The sequence below is a fragment of the Nocardia asteroides genome, assembly GCF_900637185.1.
Lineage (GTDB): Bacteria > Actinomycetota > Actinomycetes > Mycobacteriales > Mycobacteriaceae > Nocardia > Nocardia asteroides.
In genome coordinates this window covers 3,221,056-3,246,648 of the sequence record NZ_LR134352.1, presented here as the reverse complement: position 1 = coordinate 3,246,648, position 25,593 = coordinate 3,221,056, and the positions used below count along the sequence as shown (strand labels likewise).

Sequence of the window (25,593 nt, the reverse complement as noted above, 5' to 3'; positions counted from 1 at the left end):
GTGTCGATCCTCACCAGGGCGGCGGCGCCGCGCGCGAGCACCGAGCTCGCCGCCACCGTGGCCGCCCTGCTGCACGACGCGACCGCACCCGCGACCCTGTTCCCCCGTCTCGGCACCTCGGCGTCGACACTCCCCCGGCCGGTCTCGCCGCAGCCCGCGGTCCGGATCGCGCCGATGCGGCTGCCCGGCCCGACCGGCGTCGGCACCTCGGGGCTGTGGCGGTCCCCCGCCGACTCCGCGCCGCAAAGTACCGCGCCGCAAAGTACCGCGCCGCAACGGATTCCGACGCTGTACTGCCCGCCGCCCGAACGCGACGATCCCGCCCTGGCCGAAGCCGTCAACGTCGGCTTGCTGACCTGGGCCGCCGAGATCGGGCTCTACGAGGGCAGGCTCGACGAGCTCGGCAAGGCCGACTTCGGCCGCCTGATCATGCTCGCCCACCCCGACTGCGACGACCCCGATCTGCTGCTCGGCGCCGCGAAATGCGCGGTCGCCGAATGGTCGGTCGACGACTACTACTGCGAGGAGGACGCCCCTGGCGACACCGCACCCGACGGCACCCCGTCCAGCGCCGCCGCCGAACTCGGGCCCCGGCTCGAACTCGCCGCCGCCGCCATGGACCCGGCGCATCTGCCCGCCCGGTACGCACCCCGGCTCGAGCTGGCCATGCAGGCCGACCCGATCCTGCGCGCGTTCCGCACCTCGTTCGCGCACCTGGCCGGCTACGCGAGCCCGGCGCAGCTGGCGCGGTTACGCACCGAGATCGCGGGCTGGTTCATCGCGCTCGGCGCCGAGGCGGGCTGGCGCACCGCCGACCGCATGCCCCCGGTCTGGGAATACCTGACCAACCGGCAACCGCACAGTTTCCTGCCCTGCATGGCACCCATCGACGTGGTCGGCGGCTACGAACTCGGCGCCCCCGACTACACCGAACCCGCCGTGCGCCGGGTCGTCACCACCGCGGCGCTGGCCGCGCAGATGGTGAACGACCTGTATTCCATGGCGCGCGAGGACCTTTCGAACGGCCGGGAGTTCAACCTGCCCACGGTCCTCGCCGCCGAGGAAGGGTGCAGCCGCGCCGACGCGGTAGTGCGGACCGCGCAGATCCACGACGAACTGATGCACCGATTCGAACGCGAGGCCGCCCCGCTGGCCGCCGCGGGCTCACCCGAGCTGCGCCGCTTCCTGGCCGGCCTGTGGGCCTGGATGGGCGGCAATCGCGCCTGGCACGCCGACAGCAGGCGCTACCACGATATCGCTCCAGGAGAGGACGACCGATGACCATCGCGAACCCCCGCACCGACAGCTCCGTCCTGCGCACCACCTACCAGCGCTCCGTCGCGGCCTATTGGAACGACAATCCCAACGACGACCGCGTGAACACCAAGCTGGGCGAGGTCGACGGTCTCTACCACCACCACTACGGCATCGGCGCTCCCGACTGGTCGGTCATCGAGGGTCCCGAAGAGACCAGGCAGGACCGCATCGTGCGGGAGCTGCACCGGCTCGAGACCGCGCAGGCCGACTTCCTGCTCGACAACCTCGGTCCCATCCAGCCGGGCGATCGGCTCGTCGACGGTGGGTCCGGCCGCGGCGGCACCAGCTTCATGGCCGCCGAGCGCTTCGGCTGCCAGGTCGACGGCGTCTCCATCTCGGAGTATCAGGTGGGCTTCGCCAACGATCAGGCGCGCAGCCGCGGCGTCACCGACAAGGTCACCTTCCACTTCCGCAACATGCTCGACACCGGGTTCCCGGACGAGTCGATCCGCGGGATCTGGACCAACGAGACCACCATGTACGTGGACCTGTTCGACCTGTTCGACGAGTTCTCCCGGCTGCTGGAGCCCGGCGGGCGGTACGTGTGCATCACCGGCTGCTCCAACGACGTCACCGGCGGCAAGTCCGCGTCGGTGAGCTGGATCGACGCGCACTACGGCTGCATGATCCACCCGCGCAGCGAGTACTTCCGGGCCCTGTCCGACAACGGCCTGATCCCCACCACGGTCGTCGACCTGACTCCCGACACCATCCCGTACTGGGATCTGCGCACCCATTCCGAGCTCGCCACCGGCGTCGAGCAGCCCTTCCTCACCGCCTACCGCGAGGGGAGCTTCCAGTACCTGCTGATCGTCGCCGATAAGGTAGCCAGGTGACCGAACAGCTCGCCGAACCGTCGATCGACCGCGAAGCCCTGCCCGTGGAGCTGGTCGACGACGACGGTGTCGCGATCGGAGCGTGCTCGGTGGCCGATGCCCATCGGCCACCGGGCACGCTCCACCGCGCGTTCTCGGTGCTGCTGTTCGACCGGAACGGCCACGTGCTGATCCAGCAGCGCGCGGCGGTGAAGACGCGCTTCCCGCTGCAGTGGGCCAACACCTGCTGTGGTCATCCGGCGCCGGGCCAGCCGGTGACCGAGGCCGCCGCGATCCGCCTCGACGAGGAGCTCGGCCTCGCCGCCGGCCTCACCGAGGTGGGCACCTTCCGCTACCGGGCGGGCGACGCGACGACCGGGCGGGTCGAGCACGAATTCGACCACGTCCTCATCGGCACGGCGGGCGACCTGCCGCCGAGCCCGGACCCGGCCGAGGTCGCCACCTGGGCGTGGGTGGCGCCGTCGACCCTGCGCGCGGCCATGGCCGACCATCCGTCGGACTACACGCCGTGGCTGGCCGAGGTGCTCGACATCGCGGAACGCGGCCACACCGCGGGCCGGGCCTGACCCCCGGCCCTCCTTGCGATTCTTTCTCCCACCGGAAACCGACCAGACCCGAGGAGGGCTATCCGGTTCGATGCGCATATCTATATCTGTCCATGTGTAATGTTCTTGGTGAACTCACAGGCTCGCCACAGTCGCAGACCAGGCCGGACCCCGACCCTGGACAGGGAACGGTTCCACCGACGCGAGTGAGGTAGCGATGGTCGAGGTCGAGATCAACGACGACACGGTGACGGTCCATGTGCTCGGCGGACATCGCCTGCTCGCCCTGCGCCAGCAGGTCGTGATCGACCGGGCCGCCATCACCGGCATCACCCCCGCCGAAGTGGACCTGCGTCCGCCGTGGGTCCGCGCGCCCGGCACCTTCATCCCCGGCGTCATCGCCGCGGGTGTCTACCGCGGCAAGGGCCGGAAAGAGTTCTGGGACACCACCTTCGACGGCAACGCGGTGCGGATCGACTTGGACGGGCCCGATTTCACCCGCCTCGTCGTTGACGTCGACGATCTCGACACCGTGCTGCGCGCCCTGACGGCCGAGCCCGTCGGCGTCTGACGGCGCTCAGGTTCCGAACGGGGCCAGCAGGCCGGTGTAGGTCTTGGCGGGGGGCGTCGCGTACTCCCCCCGCCCCGATTTGCGCAGCCCGAGCGTGAGCAACGACTGCACGGTCAGCGTCGCGGCCGCGACCCCGTCGACCACCGGCACCCCGATCTCGCGGCCGATGTGCGCGCACAGCTCGGCCATGCCGGCACAGCCGAGCACCACGGCGTCGGAGCCGTCGGCCTCGACCGCGGCTCGGCACGTCTCGGTGACGATCTTGCGCGCGTCCGGATCAGACTCCAGGGCGAGTACCGGCAGTTCACACGCGTGGATGCCGCGGCAGAAGCGGGTCATACCGTAGCGTTCGGCCAGGTCGGCAGCCCGTCCGGTGGTGCGACCCAGGGTCGTGACGACGCTGAATCCCCGGCCCAGATGACTCGCGGTCCGCATGGCGGCCTCGGCGATCCCGAGCACCGGCCCCGCGGCCAGTTCCCTGGCCGCGTCCACCCCGGGATCGCCGAAGCAGGCGATCACATAGCCGTCCACGCCGTCGGCCTCGCCGCGGCGGATGGCCGCCAGCAGTCCCGGCACGCTCAGTGCCTCGTCGTAGTGACTCTCGATCGAGACGGGCCCGGTCTCGGAGGTGACCGCGTCGAGCAGGGTGTCCGGGCCTGCTACAGCCAGGGCACACCGCTCGATCGTCTCGGTCATCGCCCGCGTGGTGTTCGGGTTGACGACCCGGATGCGCATCAGGCACCGACCTCCGCGTCAGCCGCCCCGCGCAGAACCGGGGTCAGCAGGTAGTAGACGACGAAGCCGAGCCCGCAGCCGATGAACCAGCTGTACTGGGCGGCGGTGTGCATGCCGGGCAGGCTGTTGGCCAGCACCGGGAACACCGCGACGAGCGCGCCGACCACGGTCGCCGCGACCGCGGCGGGGTGATAGCCCTTGCGATACCAGTAGGTGCCCTGCTCGGACATGGTGAACAGATCGTCGACGATCACCTTCTGCTTGCGCACCAGGTAGTAGTCGCAGATCAGCACGCCGAACAGCGGACCGATGAAGGCGCCGAGCACTTCCAGCGTGTAATGGATCACGTCGGGATTGTTGTAGAGATTCCAGGGCGTGATGAGCACCGAACCGACCGCGGCGATCATGCCGCCGGCGCGCCAGCTGATCCGCTGCGGGCTCACGTTCGAGAAATCGAACGCGGGCGAGATGAAGTTGGCGACGATATTGATGCCGATGGTGGCGATGGTGAAGGTCAGCGCGCCGAGCACGATCGCGAACGTGGAATCGATCCGGGCCACCGTGGCGACCGGATCGGTGATCAATTCACCGTAGACCGGCACCGTCAGCGACGCGGTGATCACCACCAGCAGCGAGAACACCAGGAAATTCACCGGGAGACCGAGCAGATTACCGGTGCGCACGGCCTGAAAGCTTTTGCCGTAGCGGGAGAAATCGCCGAAATTCAGCATCGGCCCGGAGAAGTAGGACACCACGAGCGCGATGGCGCCGAGCATCACCGGCACCGACGCCCAGCCGGTGTAGGTCACCTCGCCCAGATTCAGATCGATCGCGCCCCAGCCCGCTTTCGCGATCAGATATCCGCACAGTACGAACATCACGACATAGACCGCCGGACCACAGAAGTCGATGAATCGGCGGATCGAATCCATCCCGCGCCAGAAGACGCAGGCCTGCACCACCCACAGCAGCAGATAGCTGCCCCAGCCGAGCAGCGATAGGCCGAGGAACCCGTAGTCGGCGGTCACCGCGTAGGGCGCCAGGCCCGGAAACAGTTTCACCAGCACCACATCCAGCGCCGCGGAGGCGAGGAAGGTCTGGATGCCGTACCAGGCCACCGCGATCAGACCGCGGATGATCGCCGGGATATTGGCGCCGAGCACCCCGAAAGCGCTGCGGCAGATCACCGGATAGGGCACGCCGGTCACCTGGCTCGGCTTGGCCACCAGATTGCAGAAGAAATAGACGATGGTGATACCGATCAGCAAGGCCGCCAGTACCTGCCAGCTGGCCAGACCGAGCGCGAAAAGACTTCCCGCCGTGACATATCCGCCGACGCTGTGCACGTCCGACATCCAGAACGCGAAGATGTTGTAGGTGCCCCAGCTCTGTTTGCGCAGCGGCGCCAGTTCCTCATTCGTCAGCCGCGGATCGTAGGCGGGCGGATCACCGGCGGGAACGCCCGCCGACGAGGTGATGGTATCGGTCATGGTCGTTCCCGTCCGAAGGTGAATCTGCTTCGCTGACGGTAAGTATCGGCAGTTTCCCGGCCATTTCCCGGTGATTTCCCGCCTATTGCGCGGAAGATATATCTTCCGGCGCGAGCAGTCCGGTCCCGGTCGGCAGGGTCGCGATCACCGTTTCCAGCCTGCGGTGATGTTCGTCGGCGGCGCTCAGCAGCCGGTCCACGTCGCGGGCCAGGAAGGCGTCGAGCATCGCGAGGTGATCGGCGTGTAGTCGTTCCCGGTCGCCGCGGTCGATGTGCACCATGGATTGCACGGGTTCGGTGATGTTCCAGGCGGATTCGAGCATGTGCAGCAGCCGGAACATCCGCGACGGCCGGGTCAGCGCGACGTGGAAACTGCGTGACCGGCGCTGATAGGCCTCGGGATCGTCGTCCAGGATCGCCCGCTCGAGCAGTTCGTGGACCGAGAGCAGATGCGCGCGTTCGGCCGCGTCGGCCTGGGTGGCGGCCGCGGCCAGCGACGCGGTCTCCAGGGTGTCGCGCACGATGTACATCTCGCGCAGCTCGCGCGCGGTGAGCTGGGCCACCCGGTATCCGCGCTGCGGCCGATGGGTCACCAGACCCTCCCCGATCAGCGTCTTGAGCGCCTCGCGGACCGGAATGTGACTCACCCCGAACAGCACCGCGACCTCGCGCAGCGGGATCTCGGTGCACGGCGGTACCGCGCCGTCGAGGATCACCCGGCGCAGTTCGCCGAGGATCACCTGGGGACGGCCTGGCTCGTCCACCACGAGCCTCGCGAGCAGCGCCGATCGTCGTCTCGGGGGCATGTTCTCATGCTATGGACGCGGTATTGCGGGCACAGGCCGCTGTGTGACGGTCAGGAAACGATCACCGTACCGGCCGGTACCGAATGCGGAATGGCATGCTCGGATGATGGGAGTTTCGACAACGCAGTCGGTGGATCGCCGTTTCGTCAGCCTGGTCACCATGTTCGACCGGCTGTTCCGCAGGCCCTCGCACGGCGGCGGCGCGCTGTGCGTGTACCTGCACGGCGAACCGGTGGTGGATGTGTGGGCCGGGTACGCGAGCCCCGGTGTGCCGTGGGCCGCCGACACCGTGGCGCTGGCCTTCTCCACCGGAAAAGGCGTGGCGTCCACGGTGATCCATCAGCTGGCCGAGCGCGGACAGCTCGACTACGACACCGCCGTGGCCGAGTACTGGCCCGAGTTCGCCGCGGCCGGCAAATCCCACATCACGGTGCGCGACGTGCTGACCCACCGCGCGGGCCTGCACCGGCTGCGCGGCCTGCTGCCCGGACCGGTCGAGCGTTTCCTCGACGACGACGCCGTCACCGGGGCGCTGGCCGCGGCCGCACCCGACCCGCGGCACGCGATCACCAGCGGTTATCACGGGATCAGCTACGGACATCTGGCCGCGGAACTGGTGCGCCGGGTGACCGGGCGCGATTTCGTCGACGTCGTCCGGACCGAGCTGGCCGAACCGCTCGGCGCCGAGGAACTGTGGTTCCGCGTGCCCAAGGAGGAACGGCACCGGATCGCCACCACCTTCCCCCGGCTGCGGGCGGCGGGCATGGACTGGGATCGGGGATCGGACCTGCTCACCCGCACCCGGTACGCGGCCGCCGCGGAGACCACCCCGCGCGGTTTCGCCGACCTCATCGTCGACCCGCGCGTGCACGATTCGGTGATGCCGGGCGTGAACGGGGTGTTCTCGGCGCGGGCACTGGCCCGGGTCTACGGCGCCCTCGCCAACGGCGGGGAACTCGACGGCGCCCGCGTGCTCGAACCAGGAACGATCCGCCGCGCCGCGACCCGCCAGGTCTTCACGCCCGACTATGTCCTGGCCTTCCGCATCCCCTGGGCGCTCGGTTTCCACGGTGTGCCGATGAAACCGTCCAAGGCCGACCCGATCTCGGCCTTCGGCCATTTCGGCCTCGGCGGCTCCGGCGCGTTCGCCGATCCCGAGACCGGGATGTCGCTGGCCTTCGTCACCAACCGGCTCGGCGGCAAGCTCACCCCGCTCGGCGACGCCCGCCTGACCCGGCTGGGCACCCACGCCCACAACCTCGCCAAGGCGGCCCGGCCGAGCTGAGCCCCACCCACCGCAGCGCGTGGTGATCCCCGAACGCGGGCGCCGGGGCTGGCACGATGTGGCGCATGGAGACCGTCGGGATCGATCGGATCGAGGCGGCCGCGCGATTGCTGGCACCGGTGATCCGGCGCACGCCGACCGTGGGGTCGCGGGTGCTGTCGGAGCGGGTCGGAACCCAGGTCCTGCTCAAATGCGAGAACCTGCAGCGCACCGGCTCGTTCAAACCGCGCGGCGCCTACAACCGGATCGCGCATCTGCCCGCCGCCGAGCGGGCCCGCGGCGTCGTCGCGGCCAGCGCGGGCAATCACGCGCAGGGTGTGGCCTGGTCGGCGGCCGAACTCGGCATCACCTCGACGGTGTTCATGCCGGTCGGCGCGTCGCTGCCCAAGCTGGTCGCGACCAGGGCCTACGGCGCCGAAGTCCACCAGGTGGGCGACACCATCGACGAATCCTTGTCGGCCGCGCAGGAATTCGCCGACCGGACCGGCGCGACGCTGATCCACCCGTTCGATCACCCCGACATCGTCGCGGGGCAGGCGACGGTGGCGCTGGAGATCCTGGAGCAGGTCCCCGACGTGGGCACCGTGGTCGTGCCGACCGGGGGTGGCGGGTTGCTCGCCGGTGTCGTCGTCGCGCTGCGCGCGCTGGCGCCGCACGTCGAGGTGATCGGAGTGCAGGCGGCCGAAGCGGCGGCCTGGCCCGATTCGCTGGCGGCGGGCAAGCCGGTGCGGGTCCCGCGCATGGCCACCATGGCCGACGGCATCGCGGTGGGGCTGCCGGGCGCCGTGCCGTTCGCGCACGTCGCCGAGCATGTGCGAGAGATCGTCACCGTCGACGAGGACGCGCTGTCCAAGGCGCTGCTGCTGTGCCTGGAGCGGGCCAAGCTCGTGGTCGAGCCCGCCGGCGCGGCCGGGGTGGCCGCCTTGCTCACCTCGACCTTGCGCGAGCGCGCCCTGCCCGGCCCGGTGGTGACCATCCTGACCGGCGGCAATATCGACCCGCTGCTGCTGACCCGGGTGATCGGGCACGGCCTCAGCGCGGCGGGCCGCTACCTGGCGATGCGGGTGACGATCGCCGACCGGCCGGGCGCGCTGTCGGCCCTGCTCGGTGTCGCAGGCCGGGCCGGGGCCAGCGTGGTCGACATCGTGCACTCGCGCACCGGCATGTGGCTCGCGGTCGACGAGGTCGAGGTGTCGCTCACCGTCGAGACGCGCGGGCCCGCCCATCGCGACGACGTCCTGGCCGCCCTGCGGGACGCGGGTTTCCGGGTGCACGCGGAACTGTGACGCACCGAAGTCAGTGCGCGCCACCGAGTTCCAGCGCGAGCACGCCCAGGATCACCAGCCCGATCCCGCCGACCTGGACGAGGGTGAGCCGCTCCCCCAGGAACAGCACACCGATAGTGGCGATCGCGGCGACCCCGACCGCCGACCAGATCCCGTAGGCCACCCCGATCGACATCCCGCGCCGCAAGGCCTGCGAGAGGAAGAAGAACGCCGCGCAGTACCCGACGACCACGACGATCGAGGGCACCAGCTTGGTGAATCCGTCGGACAGCTTCAGCGACACCGTCGCGGTGACCTCGGTGGCGATGGCGAGCGCCAGGTACAGCAATGTCATGGCCGCAGGGTAACCACCGTCGCCGCGAACCGCTTTCAGCGCAGCCAGGCGCGGGCGTCCGCTGCGGACGCGCGCACCTCGTCGAGCTGTTCGGCGACGCGGACCCCGGCGGTGCCGCCACGGGCGTTGCGCGAGGCGATGGAACCCGCGACGGTGAGCACCTCGCGGACCCCGCCGGTCAGGGCCGGGTCGACGGCGGCGAACTCGGCGTCGGTCAGTTCGTCCAGACCCACCCCGCGCGCCTCCGCGGCCCGCACGCACGCTCCGGCCGCTTCGTGTGCCACCCGGAACGGAACACCTTGGCGCACCATCCATTCCGCGATGTCGGTGGCGAGGGTGAAACCGGCGGGGGCGAGTTCGGCCATCCGGTCGGTGTGGAAGGTGAGGGTGCCGACCAGGCCCGCGATGGCGGGCAGCAGCAGCTCGAGCTGGGCGACCGAGTCGAACAGGGGTTCCTTGTCCTCCTGCAGATCCCGGTTGTAGGCCAGCGGCTGTGCCTTGAGGGTGGCCAGCAGGCCGGTCAGGTTGCCGATCAGGCGACCCGCCTTGCCGCGGGTGAGCTCGGAGACGTCGGGGTTCTTCTTCTGCGGCATGATCGACGACCCGGTCGACCAGGCGTCGGCGAGGGTGACGTACCCGAATTCCGGCGTGCTCCAGATGATGACCTCTTCGGCCATCCGGCTCAGGTCGACCCCGATCATGGCCAGCACGAAGGCGGCCTCGGCGGCGAAGTCCCGCGAGGAGGTCGCGTCGATCGAGTTGGCCGCCGACGCGGTGAAATCGAGTTCCGCGGCGATCTGCTCGGGGTCCAGGCCCAGCGAGGAACCGGCCAGCGCGCCCGAACCGTACGGCGAGATCGCGGCGCGCTTGTCGAAGTCGCGCAGGCGTTCCAGGTCACGCAGCAGCGGGTGGGCGTGCGCGAGCAGGTGATGAGCCAGCAGCACCGGCTGCGCGGCCTGCAGGTGGGTCTTGCCCGGCATCACCGCGTCCGGGTGCGCGGCGGCCTGGGCGACGAGCGCGTCGACCACGTCGAGCACGCCGGCCGCGACGCGGCGCACCCCGTCACGCAGCCACATCCGGAACAGGGTGGCCACCTGGTCGTTGCGTGAGCGGCCCGCCCGCAGGCGACCGCCGAGCTCGGTGCCGACCCGTTCGATCAGGCCGCGCTCGAGCGCGCCGTGCACGTCCTCGTCGGACTCGGCGGGGCCGAACGCGCCCGAGGCCACGTCGGCGGCGAGGGCGTCGAGGCCGGCGAGCATGCCGGACAGGTCGGTCTCCGACAGCAGACCCGCCTTGTGCAGCACGCGGGCGTGCGCCTTGGACGCGCGGATGTCATAGGGAGCCAGCGCCCAGTCGAAGTGGGTCGACTTGCTCAGCGCCGCCATCGCCTCGGCCGGGCCGGACGCGAATCGCCCACCCCAGAGGGCACCTTCGTTGGTTCCACTATGGGTCATCGTGTGCCCTCTCCTGGGTGTCGGCGGTTACGGCGCGGAACGGCTGCCGCGCACGGACCGGCAACCGCATCGAGCCTACGGTCGGCGCCTGATCCAGCGCGAACATGGGTAACTCACCGGGTACGCCCAGAACAGGCGTAGCGCTTCAGGTGAGCCCGATAGGAATAGCGGCCGCCTCCCCACGACCGGCAAAAGTCGCGGAGAGGCGGGCGAGCCCTGCTTACTTCTGGTTCAGGTCGCGGCGGGCGGCGACCTTCGAGGACAGGCCGTGGATCTGCACGAAGCCCTTGGCCAGCGACTGGTCGAAGGTGTCGCCCTCGTCGTAGGTGGCCAGGTTGAAGTCGTAGAGCGACTGCTCGGAGCGGCGGCCGTTGACCACGGCCGAACCACCGTGCAGCACCATCCGGATGTCGCCGGAGACGTGCTGCTGGGTGTCCTGCACGAAGGCGTCCAGGGCGCGCTTGAGCGGGGAGAACCACAGGCCGTCGTAGGCCAGCTCGCCCCAGCGGGCCTCGACCTGGCGCTTGTAGCGGCCCAGCTCACGCTCGATGGTGACGTTCTCCAGCGCCTGGTGCGCGGTGATCAGCGCGATGGCGCCCGGCGCCTCGTAGATCTCGCGGCTCTTGATGCCGACGAGGCGGTCCTCGACCATGTCGAGCCGGCCGACGCCCTGGCGACCGGCGCGGGTGTTCATCTCCTCGATGGCCTGCAGCACGCTGACAGGACGGCCGTCGATGGCGACCGGCACGCCCTTCTCGAAGGTGATGATGACCTCGTCGGGCGCCTCGAAGTTCACCGTCGGGTCGGCGGTGTAGTCGTAGACGTCCTTGGTCGGGGCGTTCCACAGGTCCTCGAGGAAGCCGGTCTCGACGGCACGGCCCCACACGTTCTGGTCGATGGAGAACGGCGACTTCTTGGTGACGTTGATCGGCAGGTTGTTCTGCTCGGCGAAGGCGATGGCCTTCTCACGGGTCCAGGCGTAGTCGCGGACCGGGGCGATGACCTCCAGGTCGGGCGCCAGCGCGCCGATGCCGACCTCGAAGCGGACCTGGTCGTTGCCCTTGCCGGTGCAGCCGTGCGAGACGGTGGTGGCGTTGTGGAACTTGGCGGCCTCCACCAGGTGCTTGACGATCAGCGGGCGGCTGATGGCCGAGACCAGCGGGTACTGGCCCATGTACATGGCGTTGGCCTGGATGGTGGGCAGGCAGTACTCGTCGGCGAACTCGTCGCGCGCGTCGACCACGATGGCCTCCACGGCGCCGCAGTCCAGCGCGCGCTGGCGCACCACGTTCATGTCCTCGCCGCCCTGGCCCAGGTCGATGGCCACGGCCACCACCTCGGCACCGGTCTCCTTCGCGATCCAGCTGATGGCGACGGAGGTGTCCAGCCCACCGGAGTAGGCGAGTACGACGCGATCGGACATGTCTGTTGTGCTCCTCGAAGTGTGGATGTCATCTGCACGGGCTGCCTCGAGCAGTATGAATGCTCGGGCCGCCGGTCGGCTCGCGCCGTTGCTGCAAATGATTATGCACGATGATGCAATCTCATTCATACCCGGGGGTAGTGATCCGGCGGCGCGACCCCGGAAATCGGCCGCCACCTGCGATGACGACACCCAGCAACTTGGCAGCAAGTGGCTTCTGTGAGACGCTGGTCACATCAGCTACCCATCGGTCGGGGTCGAGGAGTCGACATGCAGCAGCTACGGGATTTCGCGCAGCAGAACTACGACCTGATCGGGGCCGTGGTCATCGGGCTCGGCAACCTGGGGTTGTCGGTCGCCAAGACGGTCATCGATCTCGGCACCCCGATTCTCCAGGGCTTTTTCGCCTGATCCGCCGTCCGATCACCACAGGGAGCACACCATGGCCGACGTGATTCTGCAGTTCCTGTCCGACCACTACGAATCCGGTGCCACCGCCGGGCTGCACGTCGGTCGCGTGCTGTTCGACCTGAGCGCGCCGCTGGCGCTCGCCATCCTGAATTTCCTCAACTCCTGACCGGAGCTCCACCGCGAGGTCCTTCCGTATGGCACGCTGGGAGAGCACTATTCGGCTCGCCAACACGTGAGGACGAACAATGCTCCACTACATCGCACAGGAATTCTCCACCCTCGGCAACGGCGTCCTCGACGTCGGACGAGCGCTGGTCGCCCTGGTCCAGGACATCATCGATGTCGCCACCCCGAACGGACAGGGCGGCGCGGGCGGCGGGGACTACCCCTTCAACTGACCCGGCGTGGGGTCCCGCCGATGAACGGGCCACGCCGCTAGTCTCGCCCGCATGGCCGCCGACGACGTGCAGCTCCGCGCAGGCACCGCGACACTCACGATCGCGCCGGACGACGGCGGCGCGCTGCACAGCCTGACCGTGGACGGCATCGAGCTGCTGCGGCAGGACCCCGGCACCGGCTGTTTCGTCATGGCGCCGTGGGCGGGCAGGCTCGGGTACGGCACGTTCGCCGTCGGGGGCCACACCTACCGGATGCCGATCGACAATCCGCCGCACGCCATCCACGGCACCGCCCGGCACGGCAACTGGGACGTCATCGCGGCCGGTCCGGCCGAGGCCACGGTGCGGCACCGGCTGACCGGCCCCTGGCCGTTCGCCGGCACGGTCACCCAGACGTTCGCGCTCACCGCGTCCGGCCTCGGCTTGCGCATGCGCATCGTCACCGACCGGGATCCCTTTCCCGCACAGGGCGGTTGGCATCCGTGGTTCCTGCGCGAGGTCGCTCCGGCGACCGGGCCGGTCGAGCTCGACTTCGATCCCGCGTGGCAATACGAGCGCGGACCCGATTACCTGCCCACCGGCAGGCACATCCCGCCGACGCCACCACCCTGGGACGACTGCTTCGGCATGCCCGACGGCGTCCGCGCCAGGCTGACCTGGCCGGATTTCCTGGAACTCACCGTGACGAGCCCGGTCACCGATGTCGTCGTCTGGACCCTGCCCGAGGAATCGCTGTCGGTGGAAGCCCAGTCCGGGCCGCCCGACGGCCTGAATTCCGCGCCCCGCCTGGTCACCCCCGAAGCACCGCTCGACATCGCGGTCGACTGGACCTGGCGGCGGCTCACCCAGATCTGAGCCACACCTGGAGTCCACCGGCACGCTGGATGTGTCGGCGGCGGTTACCGTGGCCCGGTGCCGATCACCTTCGCCCATCCCGCCGCGGTGTTGCCGTTCGGGCGGTATCTGCCGATGGGCGCGCTCGTGGCCGGGGCACTCGCGCCCGATGTCGGGTACTACCTGCCGATTCCGGTCGACGTGAACACCCACTCGCTCACCGGGCTGCTCGGCGTGGATCTGGTGCTGGGGCTCGCCCTGCTGCTCGGCTTCCGGTTCTCCGCCGGGCCCGCGGCAGCGCTGTTCCCCTATCGCGTCGCCTTACCCGTGCCACTCGTCACCCGCCCTTCGGCGGACGCGCCGGCCGACGGTGTCGACCGTTCCGCATCCCGCAGCACGGGGCGTTCGGCCGGCTCGAGCCGTCACCGCATCAGGCTTCCCCCGAGGCGCTCGGCCGCAGGATCGTGGTGCGGTATGGGGGCGATCGTGGTCGCGATCTGGGTCGGTGCGGCTACCCATCTCGCGTGGGATTCCTGCACGCAGACAGCCGGTTTCGTCGTGCGGCACTGGGCCGCGTTGCGAGCGCCGGTCATCGGACCGCATCGGGTCTACAACGTTGTGGGCTACGTGTCGTCCGTGCTCGGGTCTCTCGTCCTCGCCTGGTATGTGGTGCGGCACGCCCGGCGGGAATCCACCGTGCGGTCGCTGTTCCCGCGGCGATCGGTGCTGGTGATCCTGTGCGCTGCAACGGCTCTCGGCGCCACCATCGCCGTCGACGACCCCGTCACCCGGACCAGCGCCTACGACCTGGTGCGGCACACGATCGTCGGCGCAGCCCAGGGTCTGGGCTGCGCCTGGACGATCTATGCGGTCCTCTGGCACGTCACTACGGCAGGCTCACGGCGTCGCGCGCCGACTGCGGAAGGTCAGGGCGACGACGAAGGTCAGGGCCGCGATACAGGCGGCGGCGCCGAACGCGGCGGTCATGCCGCCGACCAGGGCGTGCGTGGGTGAACCGCCCGCGTCCCTGGCCGCGGTGCCGAAGACCGTCACCAGGATCGCCAGACCCAGCGCACCGCCGGTCTGCTGCATCGTCTGCAACGCGCCGCCCGCCGCGCCCGCCTCGTCCGGCGACACCGTGGACATGATGATCACGTTCAGCGGCGAGAAGGCCAGCCCGATACCGCAGCCCATCGCCACCATGGCGACGAACAGCAGCGGAAAGTACCCGCTGTCGGCCGAGAGCCGGGTCAGCAGGACGAGTCCGGTGACCATGGCGACGGTGCCGGTGACCGTCACCGGTTTCGGCCCGAACCGGGCCAGCAGCCGGGGAATGAGCCGGATCATCGCGAACATCAGTGCCGCCGTCGGCAGGAACGCGAATCCCGTTGCCAGCGCGCTCATCCCGCGCACATCCTGCAAGTACTGGGTGAGGAAGAAGAACATCGACATGCCCGCGGCGGGCCCGAGGAACATGTTCGCGTAGGCGGCCGCCCGATTGCGGTCGGCGAACAGGTGCAGGGGCAGCAGCGGTTGCGGCGCACGGAGTTCGATCGCCACGAACGCCACCAGCAGCGCCGCGCCCACCGCGAGCGAGATGTCGGTGCCCGGCGCGCCCCAGCCGTCCGAGGCCGCGCTGATGAAGCCGTAGACGAGCGCGGCCACTCCGGCGGTCGCGGTGACCGCGCCGGGCAGGTCGAGGCGGGCGGCGCGACGTGGCGCCTCGGGCAGCCAGCGCAGCGCCAGCACCACGATGACCAGCCCGAACGGCACATTGATGAACAGCACCGACCGCCAGCCGACCCATTCGGTCAGCAGTCCGCCGACGATGAGACCGATCGCGAATCCGGCACTGGACATGCCCGAGAACAGCGCGAGCACCCGGATCCGGGCCTTCGGTTCGGTGAACGTGGTGGTCAGCAGCGCCAGGGTGTTGGGCGCCGCCATCGCGCCACCGATGCCCTGCAGGACCCGCGCCGCCAGCAGCCAGCCCGCCGAGGGCGCCAGCCCGCCCGCCAGCGAGGCCAGGGTGAACAGCATCGTGCCCGCCACGAACAGCGTGCGCCTGCCGAACAGATCACCGGCGCGGCCGCCGAGCAGCAGCAGACCGCCGAAGACGAGCGTGTAGGAATTCATCACCCAGGCCAGGCCGGTGGCACTGAACGCCAGGTCGGTGCGGATCCGTGGCAGCGCCACGTTCATCACCGTGACATCGAGAATGATCATCAGCTGACAGGTCAGCAGGGTGAACAGGACGATCCCCGGCCGAGCCCGGCCGACCGGGGCTTTCGCCGCGAGTGTGGTTGTCAAGGAAGCTCCATACCACCGTCGCGGCCGATGCGCGCCGACGCGCGCCGCAACTACGAGCGCATCATCGAATGCGCGCGTGAGGCTTTCGCCGAACACGGCACCGACGCGCCCCTCGACGACATCGCCCGGCGCGCCGGCGTCGGCCCCGGCACCCTGTACCGGCACTTCCCGAACCGCACGGCCCTCATGGAAGCGGTGTATCGCGCCAATATCGAGTCACTGGCCGCCCGCGCCGCCGAACACCGCGCCGCGCTGGCGCCGCTGCCCGCGTTCGAAGCCTGGTTCACCGACCTCGTCGCCTACATCCTCGAGAAGCACGGCCTGGCCACCACGCTCAAGGCCGCGATCGACCGCAGCTCCGAGACGTTCGCCGTGTGCTCGGGACTGCTGGCCGAGGCGGCGGGCAGCGTGCTCGGCCCGGTCCAGGAGGCCGGCATCGTCCGCCCGGAGGTGAGCCCACGCGACATCCTGCGCCTGGGCCACGGCATCGGCGCCGGATGCCAGGCCGCCGCCGACTCGGCTCCCCTGCTCACCGAGATCGCCCTGGCGGGACTGCGCGTGCCACCACGCGCCGGCGCCTGACCGCCCGGGCATGATGGACGGATGCGGATCAGCGTCACCGGGCACATGAACCTCACCCCCGCCACCGAAACCGCGGTGCGCGAGGCGATCTCGGCGCTACTCGCCGATCTCCCCGACCTCGTCGGCATCTCCTGCCTGGCCCGGGGCGCGGATTCGCTGTTCGCCGAGGAGATCCTGGCCGCGGGCGGACGGCTCGAGGTGGTCCTCCCCTCCCGCGACTACCGCACGGCCCAGGTGAAACCCGACCACGCCGCCCAGTTCGACACCCTCCTCGCCCAGGCCCACGCCGTCCACGTCATGGACTTCGACCACGCGGGCAAGGCCGCCTACGAAGCCGCCAACCACCTCCTGCTCACCGACTGCGACCGCCTCGTCGCGGTCTGGGACGGCGACGCGGGCCAACGCGGCGGCACCGCGTCGGTCGTCGAATCCGCCCGCACGCAAGGCCTCCCGGTCGACATCATCTGGCCGCCCGGCTCAGCCAGGGAGTAGCGTCCAGCAGGCCCGCTGCGACCACGCAGACTCAACCACGCACTCGACGAATTCCCGCCGCGAAATCGTCGAGCGCGGTGAGTATTCCGTCCGCCTGCCACACACGATTGCGCGCGCGCTGCGAAACCTCGCGCAGCACTCCGGATTCCACCAGACGATCGATGGCCCGCTGCGCGGCGACCCCGCTGATGCCGAAAGACTCCGTGACATAGGTGCTGTTCACCACGGGCTGCGCGATGAGCCGATCGATCAGTCTCCATGCCGCGGAGTCCGCGCGCGCGGTCGTCTGTTCGCGATAGGCGGCACGGACGGCGCGCAGTTCGTCGACGAGCCCGCGGCCGCTGCCGATGGCGTAGAAGGTCGCGTCGACGAACTGGCGGACGATCGGTTCGGGATCGCCGGATCGATACCGGGTCAAGGCGTCGAAGTAGCTGCCGGTGTTCACCAGCAGACCGGCCGAGATCGGCACGGTGATATGCCTGGTCAGCTGGCGGCCGCTCAGCATCGCGTGGACGAGTGCGCGGCCCGTTCGCCCGTTACCGTCGGTGAACGGGTGAATGGTCTCGAATTGCGCGTGGGCGAGTGCGGTGTGCGCCAGCGCGGGCACATCGGTGCGGTCGATGAACCGGATCAAATCGGCGATGGCGGGCGGGACTCGATCATGGTGCGGTGGAACGAAATCGGCCAGATGCGGGCCGAGGTTGCTCCCGCCGATCCACACCTGCTGGTCGCGCCAGCGTCCGGCCTGGGTGGGATCCGACTCACCGAGCAGTGCGCGGTGCATCGCCAGGATCGAATCGACATCGACTGCCCGGCCGAGGTCGAGAGCCGCTTCCATGGCGCGGACATTGGCGGTGACGATGCGCGCGTTCCTGTTGGTGTGCTCACCGATCTCCGCCAGGGCGAGTTGCCGAGCGCCCACGGTGAGGTTCTCGATCTGTGAGGACGCGGAACTCTCGGTGCGCAGCAGCACGGACGTCATCGGCCCGAGTTCACAGTCGGTGCCGAGTTCGGCGGACAGGTGCGCGTCGAATCGCACCAGCTCCTGCGCGGCCTCGTCGGCCTCGGCCAGCAGGCCGACGGGCAGTGCCACCGGTTGCTCGGCGATGTCGGACAGCACCGCGGCGGAGTAGGGTCCCGCGTGCCTGCGCAGCTGGGTCCGCGACACATACGTATCGCGCACCACCCACGGGTGCTGCTCGTATCGAACGGCGGGCCACCTGGCCGGATCGTTCGTCATCAGCTCATCTTACCTACGCTTGGCCCATTAGCGTTAACCAAGCATCGACGTTACTTAACTTTATGAATCTATCGTTGGGTAAGCGATGCTGTTGCCGACCCTCGTGAGTTCAGGCCAGACTCTCGATTTTGGCGGCGAGTTCGGCGCCGGTGAGGGGTTCGCGGGCGATGACGGCGATGGTGTCGTCGCCGGCGATGGTGCCGACGATGTAGGGCAGGGCGGCGCGGTCGAGGGCGCTGGCCAGGAAGTGGGCGGCGCCGGGTGGGGTGCGCAGGACGGCGAGGTTGCCGCTGGCGTCGGTGGAGACCAGCAGGTCGCCGAGGAGTTTGGACAGGCGGCCGGTGCCGCCGGTGACGCCGCGCACGGGGCTGCCGTCCTCGGGGACCACGTAGACGCCCGCGCCACCGTCGGCGGCGCGCAGCTTCACCGCGCCGAGCTCGTCGAGGTCACGCGACAGGGTGGCCTGGGTGGTCTCGATGCCCTCGGCGGCGAGCAGGGTGGCCAGCTCGGTCTGGCTGCGGACCGCGTGCGCGGTCAGCAGTTCGACGATGCGGGACTGACGGCCGGCGCGGGTGCGGGCGATCGCGGGCGAGCCCTTCTCGGGCGCGCTCATCGCTCGGCTCCCACGCCGGCCCCGGTTCGCGGTCTCACGCGGCGGCTTTCGCCAGCAGCCAGACCAGCAGCGCCTTCTGCGCGTGCAGGCGGTTCTCGGCCTCGTCCCAGACCACGCTGTGCGGGCCGTCGAGCACCTCGTCGGTGATCTCCTCACCGCGATGCGCCGGCAGACAGTGCATCACGATGACGTCCGGATCGGCCGCGGCGAGCAGCTCCTCGTTGACCTGGAACGGGCGGAACGGGCCGACGCGGTCGAGACCGTCGTTCTCCTGCCCCATCGAGGTCCAGGTGTCGGTCACCAGCACGTCGGCGCCCTGCGCGCCGGCCACCGGATCGTTGGTGACCCGCACCGTCGCGCCGGTCTCGGCGGCCCGCTTGGCGGCGGCTTCGAGGATCCACGGCAGCGGCTCGAACCCGGCCGGCGCGGCCACGGTGACGTTGATGCCCGCGGTGACCCCGCCCAGCAGCAGCGAGTGCGCCATGTTGTTGGCGCCGTCGCCGAAGTAGGTGAGGTTCAGCCCGGTGAGCGAACCCTTGCGCTCGCTGATCGTCTGCAGATCGGCGAGCACCTGGCACGGATGGAACTCGTTGGACAGCGCGTTCACCACCGGCACGGTCGCGGTGGTCGACATCTCGTCGAGGCGGGACTGCTCGAAGGTCCGCCACACGATGGCGTCGACATAGCGTGACAGCACGCTGCCGGTGTCGCCGAGGGTTTCCTCGCGACCCAGCTGGGTGTCGCGGCCGTCGACGACGACGGCGTGCCCACCGAGCTGGGCGATGCCGAGCTCGAAGGAGAACCGGGTGCGGGTGGAGTTCTTCTCGAAGATCACCCCGACGCCGCGCGGGCCGTCCAGCGGCCGGTGCGCGAACGGGTCCTTCTTCAATTCCGCGGCGATGGCGAGGATTTCGGCCTGCTCGGCCTGGGTCACGTCGTCGTCGCGCAGGAAGTGGCGCAGGGTCACTTGCTGGCTCCCTTCGCATCGGCGGCGGCCTTGTCGAGGATCTCGGGCAGGTCGGCGACGAAATTGTCGGCCTGGGTTTCGGTGAGCACCAGCGGCGGCGCCAACCGGATCACATCGGGCTTGGCGGGATTCACGAGATACCCGGCCTCACGCGCCCGCGCGTCCACCTGCGCGGAGATGTCGTTCTTGAGCACGATGCCGATGAGCAGACCCGCGCCCCGCACATGATCGATCTCGGGATGCTCGAGCAGCGCGATGCCGTCGCTGAGCTTCTTGCCGACCCACTCCACGTGGGAGAGCAGATCTTCGGCGTCGATCGTGCGCAGCACCGCCAGCGCCGCCGCGGCGCAGACGGGGTTGCCGCCGAAGGTGGTGCCGTGCAGGCCGGGGGTGAGCAGTTCCGCGGCCCGGCCCTGCGCCAGCACGGCGCCGATCGGCAGGCCACCGCCCAGGCCCTTGGCCAGGGTGATCGCGTCGGGCACGATGCCCGCCGCCTGGTGCGCGAAAAACGTTCCGGTGCGGCCGATTCCGGTCTGCACCTCGTCGAGGATGAGCAGCGCGCCCGCCCGCGAGGTGATCTCGCGCGCCCGGGCCAGGTAGTCGAACGGCGGGACGACCACACCGCTCTCCCCCATCATCGGTTCCAGGAACACCGCGGCGGTGTCGGTGTCGACGACGGCTTCCAGCGCGGCGGCGTCACCGTAGGGCACGTGCACGACGCCGGGCGGCATCGGCTCGAACGGCGCCCGCTTGGCCGGCTGACCGGTGAGCGCGAGCGCGCCCATGGTCCGGCCGTGGAAGGCCTCCTCGGCCGCGACGATCTTGGTGCGGCCGGTGAGCCGGGCCATCTTGAACGCGGCCTCGTTGGCCTCGGTGCCGGAGTTGCAGAAGAACGCCTTGCCCTCGCCGTCGCCGAAGTGCGCGAGCAGCTTCTCGGCCAGCTCGATCACCGGTTCGCTGGCGTACAGGTTCGACACGTGGCCGAGGGTGCCCAGCTGCTGGGTGACCGCCTCCAGGATCGCGGGATGGGCGTGGCCCAGGCTGTTCACCGCGATGCCGCCGAGGAAGTCGATGTAGCGCTTGCCGTCGGCGTCGTAGAGCACCGCGCCCGCGCCGCGCGCCAGCGCGACCTTGGGGGTGCCGTAGTTGTTCATCATCGCGGCCGACCACCGCTGCTGCAGCTTCTCTACTTCACTCATGCGGTCACCATCGTTCCGATTCCTTCTCCGGTGAACAACTCCAGGAGTACCGAATGCGGCACCCTGCCGTCGATCACGTGGGCGCTGGGGACCCCACCCCGCACCGCCCGCAGGCACGCTTCCATCTTCGGCACCATGCCCGCATCCAGGCGTGGCAGCAACTCCGCCAGCGCCGTCGCGTCGATCTCGCTGGTCAGCGAGGAGCGGTCCGGCCAGTTGGTGTAGAGGCCCTCGACGTCGGTGAGGACGACGAGCTTCTCCGCGCCGATCCCCTCCGCCAGCGCCGCGGCGGCGGTGTCGGCGTTGATGTTGTGGACGACGCCGTCGGCATCGGGGGCGATGGTCGAGACCACCGGGATGCGGCCCGCGTCGATCAGGTCCAGCACGGCGCCCGGGTTCACCTCGGTGACGTCGCCGACCAGGCCGATGTCGGTGGCGACGCCGTCCACGGTGACGGTGCGCCGGGTCGCGGTGAACAGGTGCGCGTCCTCACCGGAGATACCGACCGCGTAGGGGCCGTGCGCGTTGATCAGCCCGACGAGCTCGCGGCCGACCTGGCCGAACAGCACCATCCGCACCACGTCCATCACCTCGGGCGTGGTGACCCGGAAGCCGCCGCGGAACTCGCCTGCCATGCCGAGTTTCTTCAGCATGGCGTTGATCTGCGGGCCTCCGCCGTGCACGACCACCGGGTGCACGCCGACGGTGCGCAGGAACGCCATGTCGGCGGCGAAAGCGGCCTTGAGTCCGTCGTCGATCATGGCGTTGCCGCCGTACTTCACCACGACGACCTTGTCCCGGAACTTCTGCAGCCACGGCAGCGCGCCGGCCAGCACGTGCGCCTTGTCCAGCGCCGAAAGGTCCTGCACCACATCGCCGCTCATGAGCTGTACGCCGAGTTCTCTTCGACGTAGGCGTGCGAGAGGTCGGTGGTGCGCACCATCGCGGTGCCCTCGCCCACGTGCAGTTCGATCAGCACCGCGATATCGGCGCCGGACAGGTCGACCTCGCGGGCGCCGGGCGCGCCGACACTGTCGACACAGACCGGATTGCCGTTGAACGACACCGCGATCCGGTCGGGGTTCAGCGTGATCGGGGCGATACCGACGGCGGCCAGTACCCGGCCCCAGTTCGGGTCGGAACCGAACAGCGCGGTCTTGACCAGGCTGTCGCGGGCCACGGCGCGGGCGGCGATCAGCGCCTCGTCCTCGGAGGCGGCGCCGGTGACGGTGACGGTGACCCGCTTGGTGACGCCCTCGGCGTCGGCCATCAGCTGGGCAGCCAGGTCGTCGCACACGGTGAAGACCGCGGCGTCCAGGTCGTCCTGCGAGGGGGCGACGCCGCTGGCGCCGTTGGCCAGCAGCAGCACCGTGTCGTTGGTGGAGCAGGAGCCGTCGACGTCGAGCCGGTCGAAGGTGTACTTGGTGGCCTTGCGCAGCGCCCGGTCGAGCTGCTCGGGGGTGGCCACGGCGTCGGTGGTGAGCACGACGAGCATGGTGGCCAGCGAGGGGGCGAGCATGCCCGCGCCCTTGGCCATGCCGCCGACGTTCCACTTGTCCTCGTGGTGGAAGGCCGATTCCTTCGGCACGGTGTCGGTGGTCATGATGGCGTGGGCGGCGTCGGAGCCGCCGGACATGCCGCCGCCCATCTCGTGCACGATCTCGGTGACGGCGGGGATCAGCTTGTCCATCGGCAGCCGGTCGCCGATGAGGCCGGTGGAACAGACCGCGATCTCGCCCGCGCCGGTCTCGGTGCCCCAATTGCTCAGTGCCGCGGCGAGTTCCTCGGCGGTCTTGTGGGTGTCCTGGAAGCCGCCGGGGCCGGTGCAGGCATTCGCGCCGCCCGAGTTCAGGATGACCGCGCGCACGCGACCCGACTTCAGCACCTGCTGCGACCACAGCACCGGCGCGGCCTTGACCTGGTTGCTGGTGAACACCCCGGCGGCCGCGTATTCGGGGCCCTCGTTGAGGACCAGCGCCAGGTCGGGCTTGCCGCTGGCCTTGATGCCCGCCGCGATACCGGCGGCGCGGAAGCCGAGCGGGGCGGTGACGCCCTGGGTGTGGATCAGGTTGCCGTGGTCCGTCGCATGCGGATCAGGGGTCGTCACGGTGCCACTCCTACGGTGGAAAGTCCTGCGGTCTCGTCGAATCCGACGGCCAGGTTCATCGATTGCACCGCGGCGCCCGCGGTGCCCTTGGTCAGGTTGTCGATCGCGCCGATCACCACGAGCAGGCCCGCGTCGCTGTCGACGGCGACCTGCAGGGTGATGGCGTTGGAGCCGAGGACCGAACCGGTCTGCGGCAGTACGCCTTCGGGCAGCAGATGTATGAAAGGCTCGTCGCCGTAGGCCTTCTCGTAGACGGCCCGCGCCTCGGCGGCGTCCACCTTCACCGGGGCGGTGCAGGTGGCCAGGATGCCGCGCGGCATCGGCGCCAGCACGGGGGTGAACGACACCGCCACGTCGACCCCGCCGACGGCCTTCAGGTTCTGCGCGATCTCGGGGGTGTGCCGGTGCGCGCCGGCGATGCTGTAGGCGCGCACACTGCCCATCACCTCGGACCCGAGCAGGCCGACATCGAGCTTGCGGCCCGCGCCCGAGGTGCCGCTCACGGCGACGACGTTGACGGTCGGCTCGATGATGCCCGCGGCGACGGCGGGCGCGAGCGCCACGCTGGACACGGTCGGGTAGCAGCCGGGCACGGCGATCCGCCGCGCGCCGGTGAGCGCGGCCCGGCCACCGGGCAGCTCGGGCAGGCCGTAGGGCCAGCTGCCCGCGTGCGCGCTGCCGTAGTACTTCTCCCAGGCGGCGGGATCGGTGAGCCGGAAGTCGGCGCCGCAGTCGATGACGACCGTGGACTCGGGCAGGGCCTGGGCGATGGCGCCGGACTGGCCGTGCGGCAGGCCGAGGAACACGATGTCGTGCCCGGCCAGGACCTCGGGGGTGGTCTCCTGCAGGACCCGGTCGGCCAGCGGCAGCAGATGCGGCTGCAGCGCGCCCAGGGCGGTGCCTGCGTTGGATCCCGCGGTCAGCGCCCCGATCTCGAGGCGCCCGGATCGGTATTCGGGGTGGGCCAGCAGCAGACGCAACACTTCGCCACCGGCGTAACCACTCGCACCGGCAACCGCCACCCGCAACGCGGGTCCTCCCGACGAATCAACCATGTGATGATTATGCACGACTATGCAAGCTCATTCATGGGCAGGTGTGGTCGCGGCCGGTGCCCTGCTCCCGATCAGCCGCGCTACCAGCGGAAACAGCAGTACGGTCGTGGCGCCGGCGGCGACCAGCACCGAGGCGGTGTCGGCGGTCATCAGCTCGGTCGACACCGCGACCTGGGTGACGGCGACGATGATCGGCAGCCCGGTGGCCGCGAACAGCGCCAGCTGGGCGCGCTCGTGCGGTGACTCCAGGTTGCGCCCGTGCGGCACGAACCGTTCGCTCAACCACACCGGCAGGCCCCGCGCGACCGCGATGGCGGCCACGAACGACACCCACAGCAAGGGCCGCTCGGCGACGGCGGCCAGGTCGATCGCCATGCCGGAGACCACGAAGAACACCGGGATCAGCAGTCCGTAGCCGATGGTCTCGAGCTGTTCGTCGACGCGCGGATGGCCTGCCGCGATGAGCCGGCGCAGCACCATGCCCGCGGCGAAGGCGCCGAGCACCACGTCGAGGTCGAAGCGTTCGGCCACCACCATCAGCACCAGCAGCAACAGGATCGAGCCCCGCACGGGCAGCTGGGACGTGCCGCCGTCCATCCGGGCCAGGGCCGCCCCGAGGTCGGGGATGCGCCCGAACAGCCGCAGCGGAATCAGCCCGACCAGCGGGGCCGCGACCACGAACAGCGCCAGCACCACCAGCGCGGCGCCGACATTGCGGCTGCTCAGCAGCAGCGACATGGCCACGATGGGCCCCAGTTCACCCACCGCGCCGTGCGCGAGGACCGCGCGCCCCAGCGGGGTGTCGAGCAGGCCGGCCTGTTTGACGATCGGCAGCAGCGTGCCCAGCGCGGTGGAGGTCATCGCGATGGCGACGGCGATGTGGTTGGTGGTGGACTCGCCGCTCGCCAGCACGGCGACCAGTCCGAAGGCGAAGATCAGCCCGGCCAGCCACACCAGCCAGGCCACCCGCCCCGACCGGCCACCGAGCAGTTTCGGATCCAGCTCGTAGCCCGCCAGCAGGAACAGCATGCCGAGGCCGAGTTCCTTGATCAGGTCGACCCCGCCCTCGGCGGTGGCCCAGCCGAGCGCGAACGGCCCCAGCAGCGTGCCCGCCACCAGCAGGATCACCACGTCCGGCACGAACCCGCGCAGCGCCCGCGACAGCAGCGGAGCGAGCACGGCGACCAGCGCGATCCAGAACAGCGACACGATCGGCGACGGGTCCTCCCCCGCGGCGGAAGCGAGCAGCTCCATGCGCCTCATCGTGACACAGCGATTCCGCCGATCCGGGACACCTCGCGGCG

General features: G+C 70.1%; 28 protein-coding genes. 13 read left to right on the top strand and 15 right to left on the bottom strand.

Annotation, left to right across the window (positions count from 1 at the left end):
• From EL493_RS15265 to EL493_RS15250, 4 genes are all read left to right on the top strand, one after another.
• The gene (locus tag EL493_RS15265; protein ID WP_019046497.1) at positions 1–1,281 is read left to right on the top strand and encodes a family 2 encapsulin nanocompartment cargo protein terpene cyclase; all 1,281 of its coding nucleotides are present in this window, start codon (positions 1–3) and stop codon (positions 1,279–1,281) included.
• Positions 1,278–2,153 (top strand): geranyl diphosphate 2-C-methyltransferase, encoded by an 876-nt coding sequence (locus EL493_RS15260; RefSeq protein WP_019046496.1) that lies wholly within the window; start codon positions 1,278–1,280, stop codon positions 2,151–2,153. The genes EL493_RS15265 and EL493_RS15260 overlap by 4 nt, the downstream gene beginning before the upstream one ends.
• Positions 2,150–2,719 carry an isopentenyl-diphosphate Delta-isomerase gene (gene idi, locus EL493_RS15255; RefSeq protein ID WP_019046495.1) on the top strand — a complete coding sequence of 190 codons (570 nt, stop codon included), beginning with the start codon at positions 2,150–2,152 and terminating at the stop codon, positions 2,717–2,719. Before EL493_RS15260 ends, idi begins: the two co-directional genes overlap by 4 nt.
• Before the next feature lie 196 nt (positions 2,720–2,915).
• Entirely contained in the window at positions 2,916–3,269 is a 354-nt protein-coding gene (locus tag EL493_RS15250) for a hypothetical protein (RefSeq protein WP_019046494.1), read from the top strand.
• 6 nt (positions 3,270–3,275) lie between these two features.
• Here EL493_RS15250 and EL493_RS15245 read toward each other — a convergent pair whose 3' ends face one another.
• From EL493_RS15245 to EL493_RS15235, 3 genes are all read right to left on the bottom strand, one after another.
• Complete coding sequence (locus tag EL493_RS15245; RefSeq protein ID WP_019046493.1) at positions 3,276–4,004, bottom strand: aspartate/glutamate racemase family protein; 729 nt, start codon at positions 4,002–4,004, stop codon at positions 3,276–3,278.
• A complete protein-coding gene (locus tag EL493_RS15240; RefSeq protein ID WP_019046492.1) occupies positions 4,004–5,494 on the bottom strand; it encodes an NCS1 family nucleobase:cation symporter-1 in 1,491 nt (496 codons plus the stop codon). Before EL493_RS15240 ends, EL493_RS15245 begins: the two co-directional genes overlap by 1 nt.
• Positions 5,495–5,576: 82 nt before the next feature.
• A complete protein-coding gene (locus tag EL493_RS15235) occupies positions 5,577–6,299 on the bottom strand; it encodes a GntR family transcriptional regulator (RefSeq protein WP_030203934.1) in 723 nt (240 codons plus the stop codon).
• Between the two features lie 130 nt (positions 6,300–6,429).
• Here EL493_RS15235 and EL493_RS15230 point away from each other — a divergent pair, with 130 nt between their 5' ends.
• Both EL493_RS15230 and ilvA read left to right on the top strand, forming a co-directional pair.
• The gene (locus EL493_RS15230; protein WP_019046490.1) at positions 6,430–7,584 is read left to right on the top strand and encodes a serine hydrolase domain-containing protein; all 1,155 of its coding nucleotides are present in this window, start codon (positions 6,430–6,432) and stop codon (positions 7,582–7,584) included.
• Between the two features lie 56 nt (positions 7,585–7,640).
• Positions 7,641–8,870, top strand: a complete 1,230-nt coding sequence (gene ilvA / locus EL493_RS15225; RefSeq protein WP_019046489.1) for a threonine ammonia-lyase — start codon at positions 7,641–7,643, stop codon at positions 8,868–8,870.
• A 10-nt stretch (positions 8,871–8,880) separates the two neighbouring features.
• Here ilvA and EL493_RS15220 read toward each other — a convergent pair whose 3' ends face one another.
• From EL493_RS15220 to EL493_RS15210, 3 genes are all read right to left on the bottom strand, one after another.
• Positions 8,881–9,204 carry a DMT family transporter gene (locus EL493_RS15220; protein ID WP_019046488.1) on the bottom strand — a complete coding sequence of 108 codons (324 nt, stop codon included), beginning with the start codon at positions 9,202–9,204 and terminating at the stop codon, positions 8,881–8,883.
• A 35-nt stretch (positions 9,205–9,239) separates the two neighbouring features.
• Entirely contained in the window at positions 9,240–10,658 is a 1,419-nt protein-coding gene (argH, locus tag EL493_RS15215; RefSeq protein ID WP_022567342.1) for an argininosuccinate lyase, read from the bottom strand.
• Positions 10,659–10,878: 220 nt separating this feature from the next.
• Positions 10,879–12,081 carry an argininosuccinate synthase gene (locus tag EL493_RS15210; RefSeq protein WP_019046486.1) on the bottom strand — a complete coding sequence of 401 codons (1,203 nt, stop codon included), beginning with the start codon at positions 12,079–12,081 and terminating at the stop codon, positions 10,879–10,881.
• Positions 12,082–12,351: 270 nt separating this feature from the next.
• Between EL493_RS15210 and EL493_RS32360 the strand changes: the two genes are divergently transcribed.
• The 5 genes from EL493_RS32360 (at position 12,352) to EL493_RS15200 (ending at position 14,738) form a co-directional block, all read left to right on the top strand.
• Positions 12,352–12,492: a hypothetical protein gene (locus EL493_RS32360; RefSeq protein WP_019046485.1), complete on the top strand. Its 141-nt coding sequence runs from the start codon at positions 12,352–12,354 to the stop codon at positions 12,490–12,492.
• A gap of 31 nt (positions 12,493–12,523) precedes the next feature.
• Positions 12,524–12,658 carry a hypothetical protein gene (locus EL493_RS33555; RefSeq protein WP_019046484.1) on the top strand — a complete coding sequence of 45 codons (135 nt, stop codon included), beginning with the start codon at positions 12,524–12,526 and terminating at the stop codon, positions 12,656–12,658.
• A 79-nt stretch (positions 12,659–12,737) separates the two neighbouring features.
• Entirely contained in the window at positions 12,738–12,890 is a 153-nt protein-coding gene (locus EL493_RS32355) for a hypothetical protein (RefSeq protein ID WP_019046483.1), read from the top strand.
• A 51-nt stretch (positions 12,891–12,941) separates the two neighbouring features.
• A complete protein-coding gene (locus EL493_RS15205; RefSeq protein WP_019046482.1) occupies positions 12,942–13,745 on the top strand; it encodes an aldose epimerase family protein in 804 nt (267 codons plus the stop codon).
• 57 nt (positions 13,746–13,802) lie between these two features.
• Entirely contained in the window at positions 13,803–14,738 is a 936-nt protein-coding gene (locus EL493_RS15200) for a DUF4184 family protein (protein ID WP_019046481.1), read from the top strand.
• Here EL493_RS15200 and EL493_RS15195 read toward each other — a convergent pair.
• Positions 14,622–16,034 carry an MFS transporter gene (locus EL493_RS15195; protein ID WP_019046480.1) on the bottom strand — a complete coding sequence of 471 codons (1,413 nt, stop codon included), beginning with the start codon at positions 16,032–16,034 and terminating at the stop codon, positions 14,622–14,624. The genes EL493_RS15200 and EL493_RS15195 overlap by 117 nt on opposite strands.
• 27 nt (positions 16,035–16,061) lie before the next feature.
• Between EL493_RS15195 and EL493_RS15190 the strand changes: the two genes are divergently transcribed.
• Positions 16,062–16,616 (top strand): TetR/AcrR family transcriptional regulator, encoded by a 555-nt coding sequence (locus EL493_RS15190; RefSeq protein WP_019046479.1) that lies wholly within the window; start codon positions 16,062–16,064, stop codon positions 16,614–16,616.
• 21 nt (positions 16,617–16,637) lie between these two features.
• Complete coding sequence (locus EL493_RS15185) at positions 16,638–17,108, top strand: hypothetical protein (RefSeq protein ID WP_019046478.1); 471 nt, start codon at positions 16,638–16,640, stop codon at positions 17,106–17,108.
• Positions 17,109–17,139: 31 nt separating this feature from the next.
• Here the strand turns inward: EL493_RS15185 and EL493_RS15180 are convergent, their stop codons facing one another.
• The 8 genes from EL493_RS15180 to EL493_RS15145 form a co-directional block, all read right to left on the bottom strand.
• Complete coding sequence (locus tag EL493_RS15180) at positions 17,140–18,348, bottom strand: Fic family protein (RefSeq protein WP_030203925.1); 1,209 nt, start codon at positions 18,346–18,348, stop codon at positions 17,140–17,142.
• A 109-nt stretch (positions 18,349–18,457) separates the two neighbouring features.
• Positions 18,458–18,961 (bottom strand): arginine repressor, encoded by a 504-nt coding sequence (locus tag EL493_RS15175; protein ID WP_019046476.1) that lies wholly within the window; start codon positions 18,959–18,961, stop codon positions 18,458–18,460.
• A gap of 34 nt (positions 18,962–18,995) precedes the next feature.
• A complete protein-coding gene (gene argF, locus EL493_RS15170; protein ID WP_019046475.1) occupies positions 18,996–19,928 on the bottom strand; it encodes an ornithine carbamoyltransferase in 933 nt (310 codons plus the stop codon).
• The gene (locus EL493_RS15165; RefSeq protein ID WP_019046474.1) at positions 19,925–21,127 is read right to left on the bottom strand and encodes an acetylornithine transaminase; all 1,203 of its coding nucleotides are present in this window, start codon (positions 21,125–21,127) and stop codon (positions 19,925–19,927) included. Before EL493_RS15165 ends, argF begins: the two co-directional genes overlap by 4 nt.
• Positions 21,124–22,011, bottom strand: coding sequence for an acetylglutamate kinase (gene argB / locus EL493_RS15160; protein ID WP_019046473.1), 888 nt, complete (start codon positions 22,009–22,011; stop codon positions 21,124–21,126). The genes EL493_RS15165 and argB overlap by 4 nt, the downstream gene beginning before the upstream one ends.
• Entirely contained in the window at positions 22,008–23,234 is a 1,227-nt protein-coding gene (gene argJ / locus EL493_RS15155) for a bifunctional glutamate N-acetyltransferase/amino-acid acetyltransferase ArgJ (protein ID WP_019046472.1), read from the bottom strand. The genes argB and argJ overlap by 4 nt, the downstream gene beginning before the upstream one ends.
• Positions 23,231–24,289, bottom strand: coding sequence for an N-acetyl-gamma-glutamyl-phosphate reductase (gene argC, locus EL493_RS15150; protein ID WP_030203923.1), 1,059 nt, complete (start codon positions 24,287–24,289; stop codon positions 23,231–23,233). Before argC ends, argJ begins: the two co-directional genes overlap by 4 nt.
• A 27-nt stretch (positions 24,290–24,316) precedes the next feature.
• Entirely contained in the window at positions 24,317–25,543 is a 1,227-nt protein-coding gene (locus EL493_RS15145) for a cation:proton antiporter (RefSeq protein WP_019046470.1), read from the bottom strand.
• Positions 25,544–25,593: the final 50 nt, after the last annotated feature.

Bases quoted from the DNA above. Each gene is read 5' to 3' on its own strand.
- EL493_RS32355 (WP_019046483.1), top strand. From the start codon at position 12,738: ATGCTCCACTACATCGCACAGGAATTCTCCACCCTCGGCAACGGCGTC.
- EL493_RS32360 (WP_019046485.1), top strand. From the start codon at position 12,352: ATGCAGCAGCTACGGGATTTCGCGCAGCAGAACTACGACCTGATCGGG.
- EL493_RS15245 (WP_019046493.1), bottom strand. From the start codon at position 4,004: ATGCGCATCCGGGTCGTCAACCCGAACACCACGCGGGCGATGACCGAG.
- EL493_RS15250 (WP_019046494.1), top strand. From the start codon at position 2,916: ATGGTCGAGGTCGAGATCAACGACGACACGGTGACGGTCCATGTGCTC.
- EL493_RS15205 (WP_019046482.1), top strand. From the start codon at position 12,942: ATGGCCGCCGACGACGTGCAGCTCCGCGCAGGCACCGCGACACTCACG.
- EL493_RS15260 (WP_019046496.1), top strand. From the start codon at position 1,278: ATGACCATCGCGAACCCCCGCACCGACAGCTCCGTCCTGCGCACCACC.
- argC (WP_030203923.1), bottom strand. From the start codon at position 24,289: ATGGTTGATTCGTCGGGAGGACCCGCGTTGCGGGTGGCGGTTGCCGGT.
- argB (WP_019046473.1), bottom strand. From the start codon at position 22,011: ATGAGCGGCGATGTGGTGCAGGACCTTTCGGCGCTGGACAAGGCGCAC.
- EL493_RS15180 (WP_030203925.1), bottom strand. From the start codon at position 18,348: ATGACGAACGATCCGGCCAGGTGGCCCGCCGTTCGATACGAGCAGCAC.
- EL493_RS15240 (WP_019046492.1), bottom strand. From the start codon at position 5,494: ATGACCGATACCATCACCTCGTCGGCGGGCGTTCCCGCCGGTGATCCG.
- ilvA (WP_019046489.1), top strand. From the start codon at position 7,641: ATGTGGCGCATGGAGACCGTCGGGATCGATCGGATCGAGGCGGCCGCG.
- EL493_RS15165 (WP_019046474.1), bottom strand. From the start codon at position 21,127: ATGAGTGAAGTAGAGAAGCTGCAGCAGCGGTGGTCGGCCGCGATGATG.
- EL493_RS15220 (WP_019046488.1), bottom strand. From the start codon at position 9,204: ATGACATTGCTGTACCTGGCGCTCGCCATCGCCACCGAGGTCACCGCG.
- EL493_RS15185 (WP_019046478.1), top strand. From the start codon at position 16,638: ATGCGGATCAGCGTCACCGGGCACATGAACCTCACCCCCGCCACCGAA.
- EL493_RS15145 (WP_019046470.1), bottom strand. From the start codon at position 25,543: ATGGAGCTGCTCGCTTCCGCCGCGGGGGAGGACCCGTCGCCGATCGTG.
- EL493_RS15210 (WP_019046486.1), bottom strand. From the start codon at position 12,081: ATGTCCGATCGCGTCGTACTCGCCTACTCCGGTGGGCTGGACACCTCC.
- EL493_RS15175 (WP_019046476.1), bottom strand. From the start codon at position 18,961: ATGAGCGCGCCCGAGAAGGGCTCGCCCGCGATCGCCCGCACCCGCGCC.
- EL493_RS15235 (WP_030203934.1), bottom strand. From the start codon at position 6,299: ATGCCCCCGAGACGACGATCGGCGCTGCTCGCGAGGCTCGTGGTGGAC.
- EL493_RS33555 (WP_019046484.1), top strand. From the start codon at position 12,524: ATGGCCGACGTGATTCTGCAGTTCCTGTCCGACCACTACGAATCCGGT.
- argH (WP_022567342.1), bottom strand. From the start codon at position 10,658: ATGACCCATAGTGGAACCAACGAAGGTGCCCTCTGGGGTGGGCGATTC.
- EL493_RS15190 (WP_019046479.1), top strand. From the start codon at position 16,062: ATGCGCGCCGACGCGCGCCGCAACTACGAGCGCATCATCGAATGCGCG.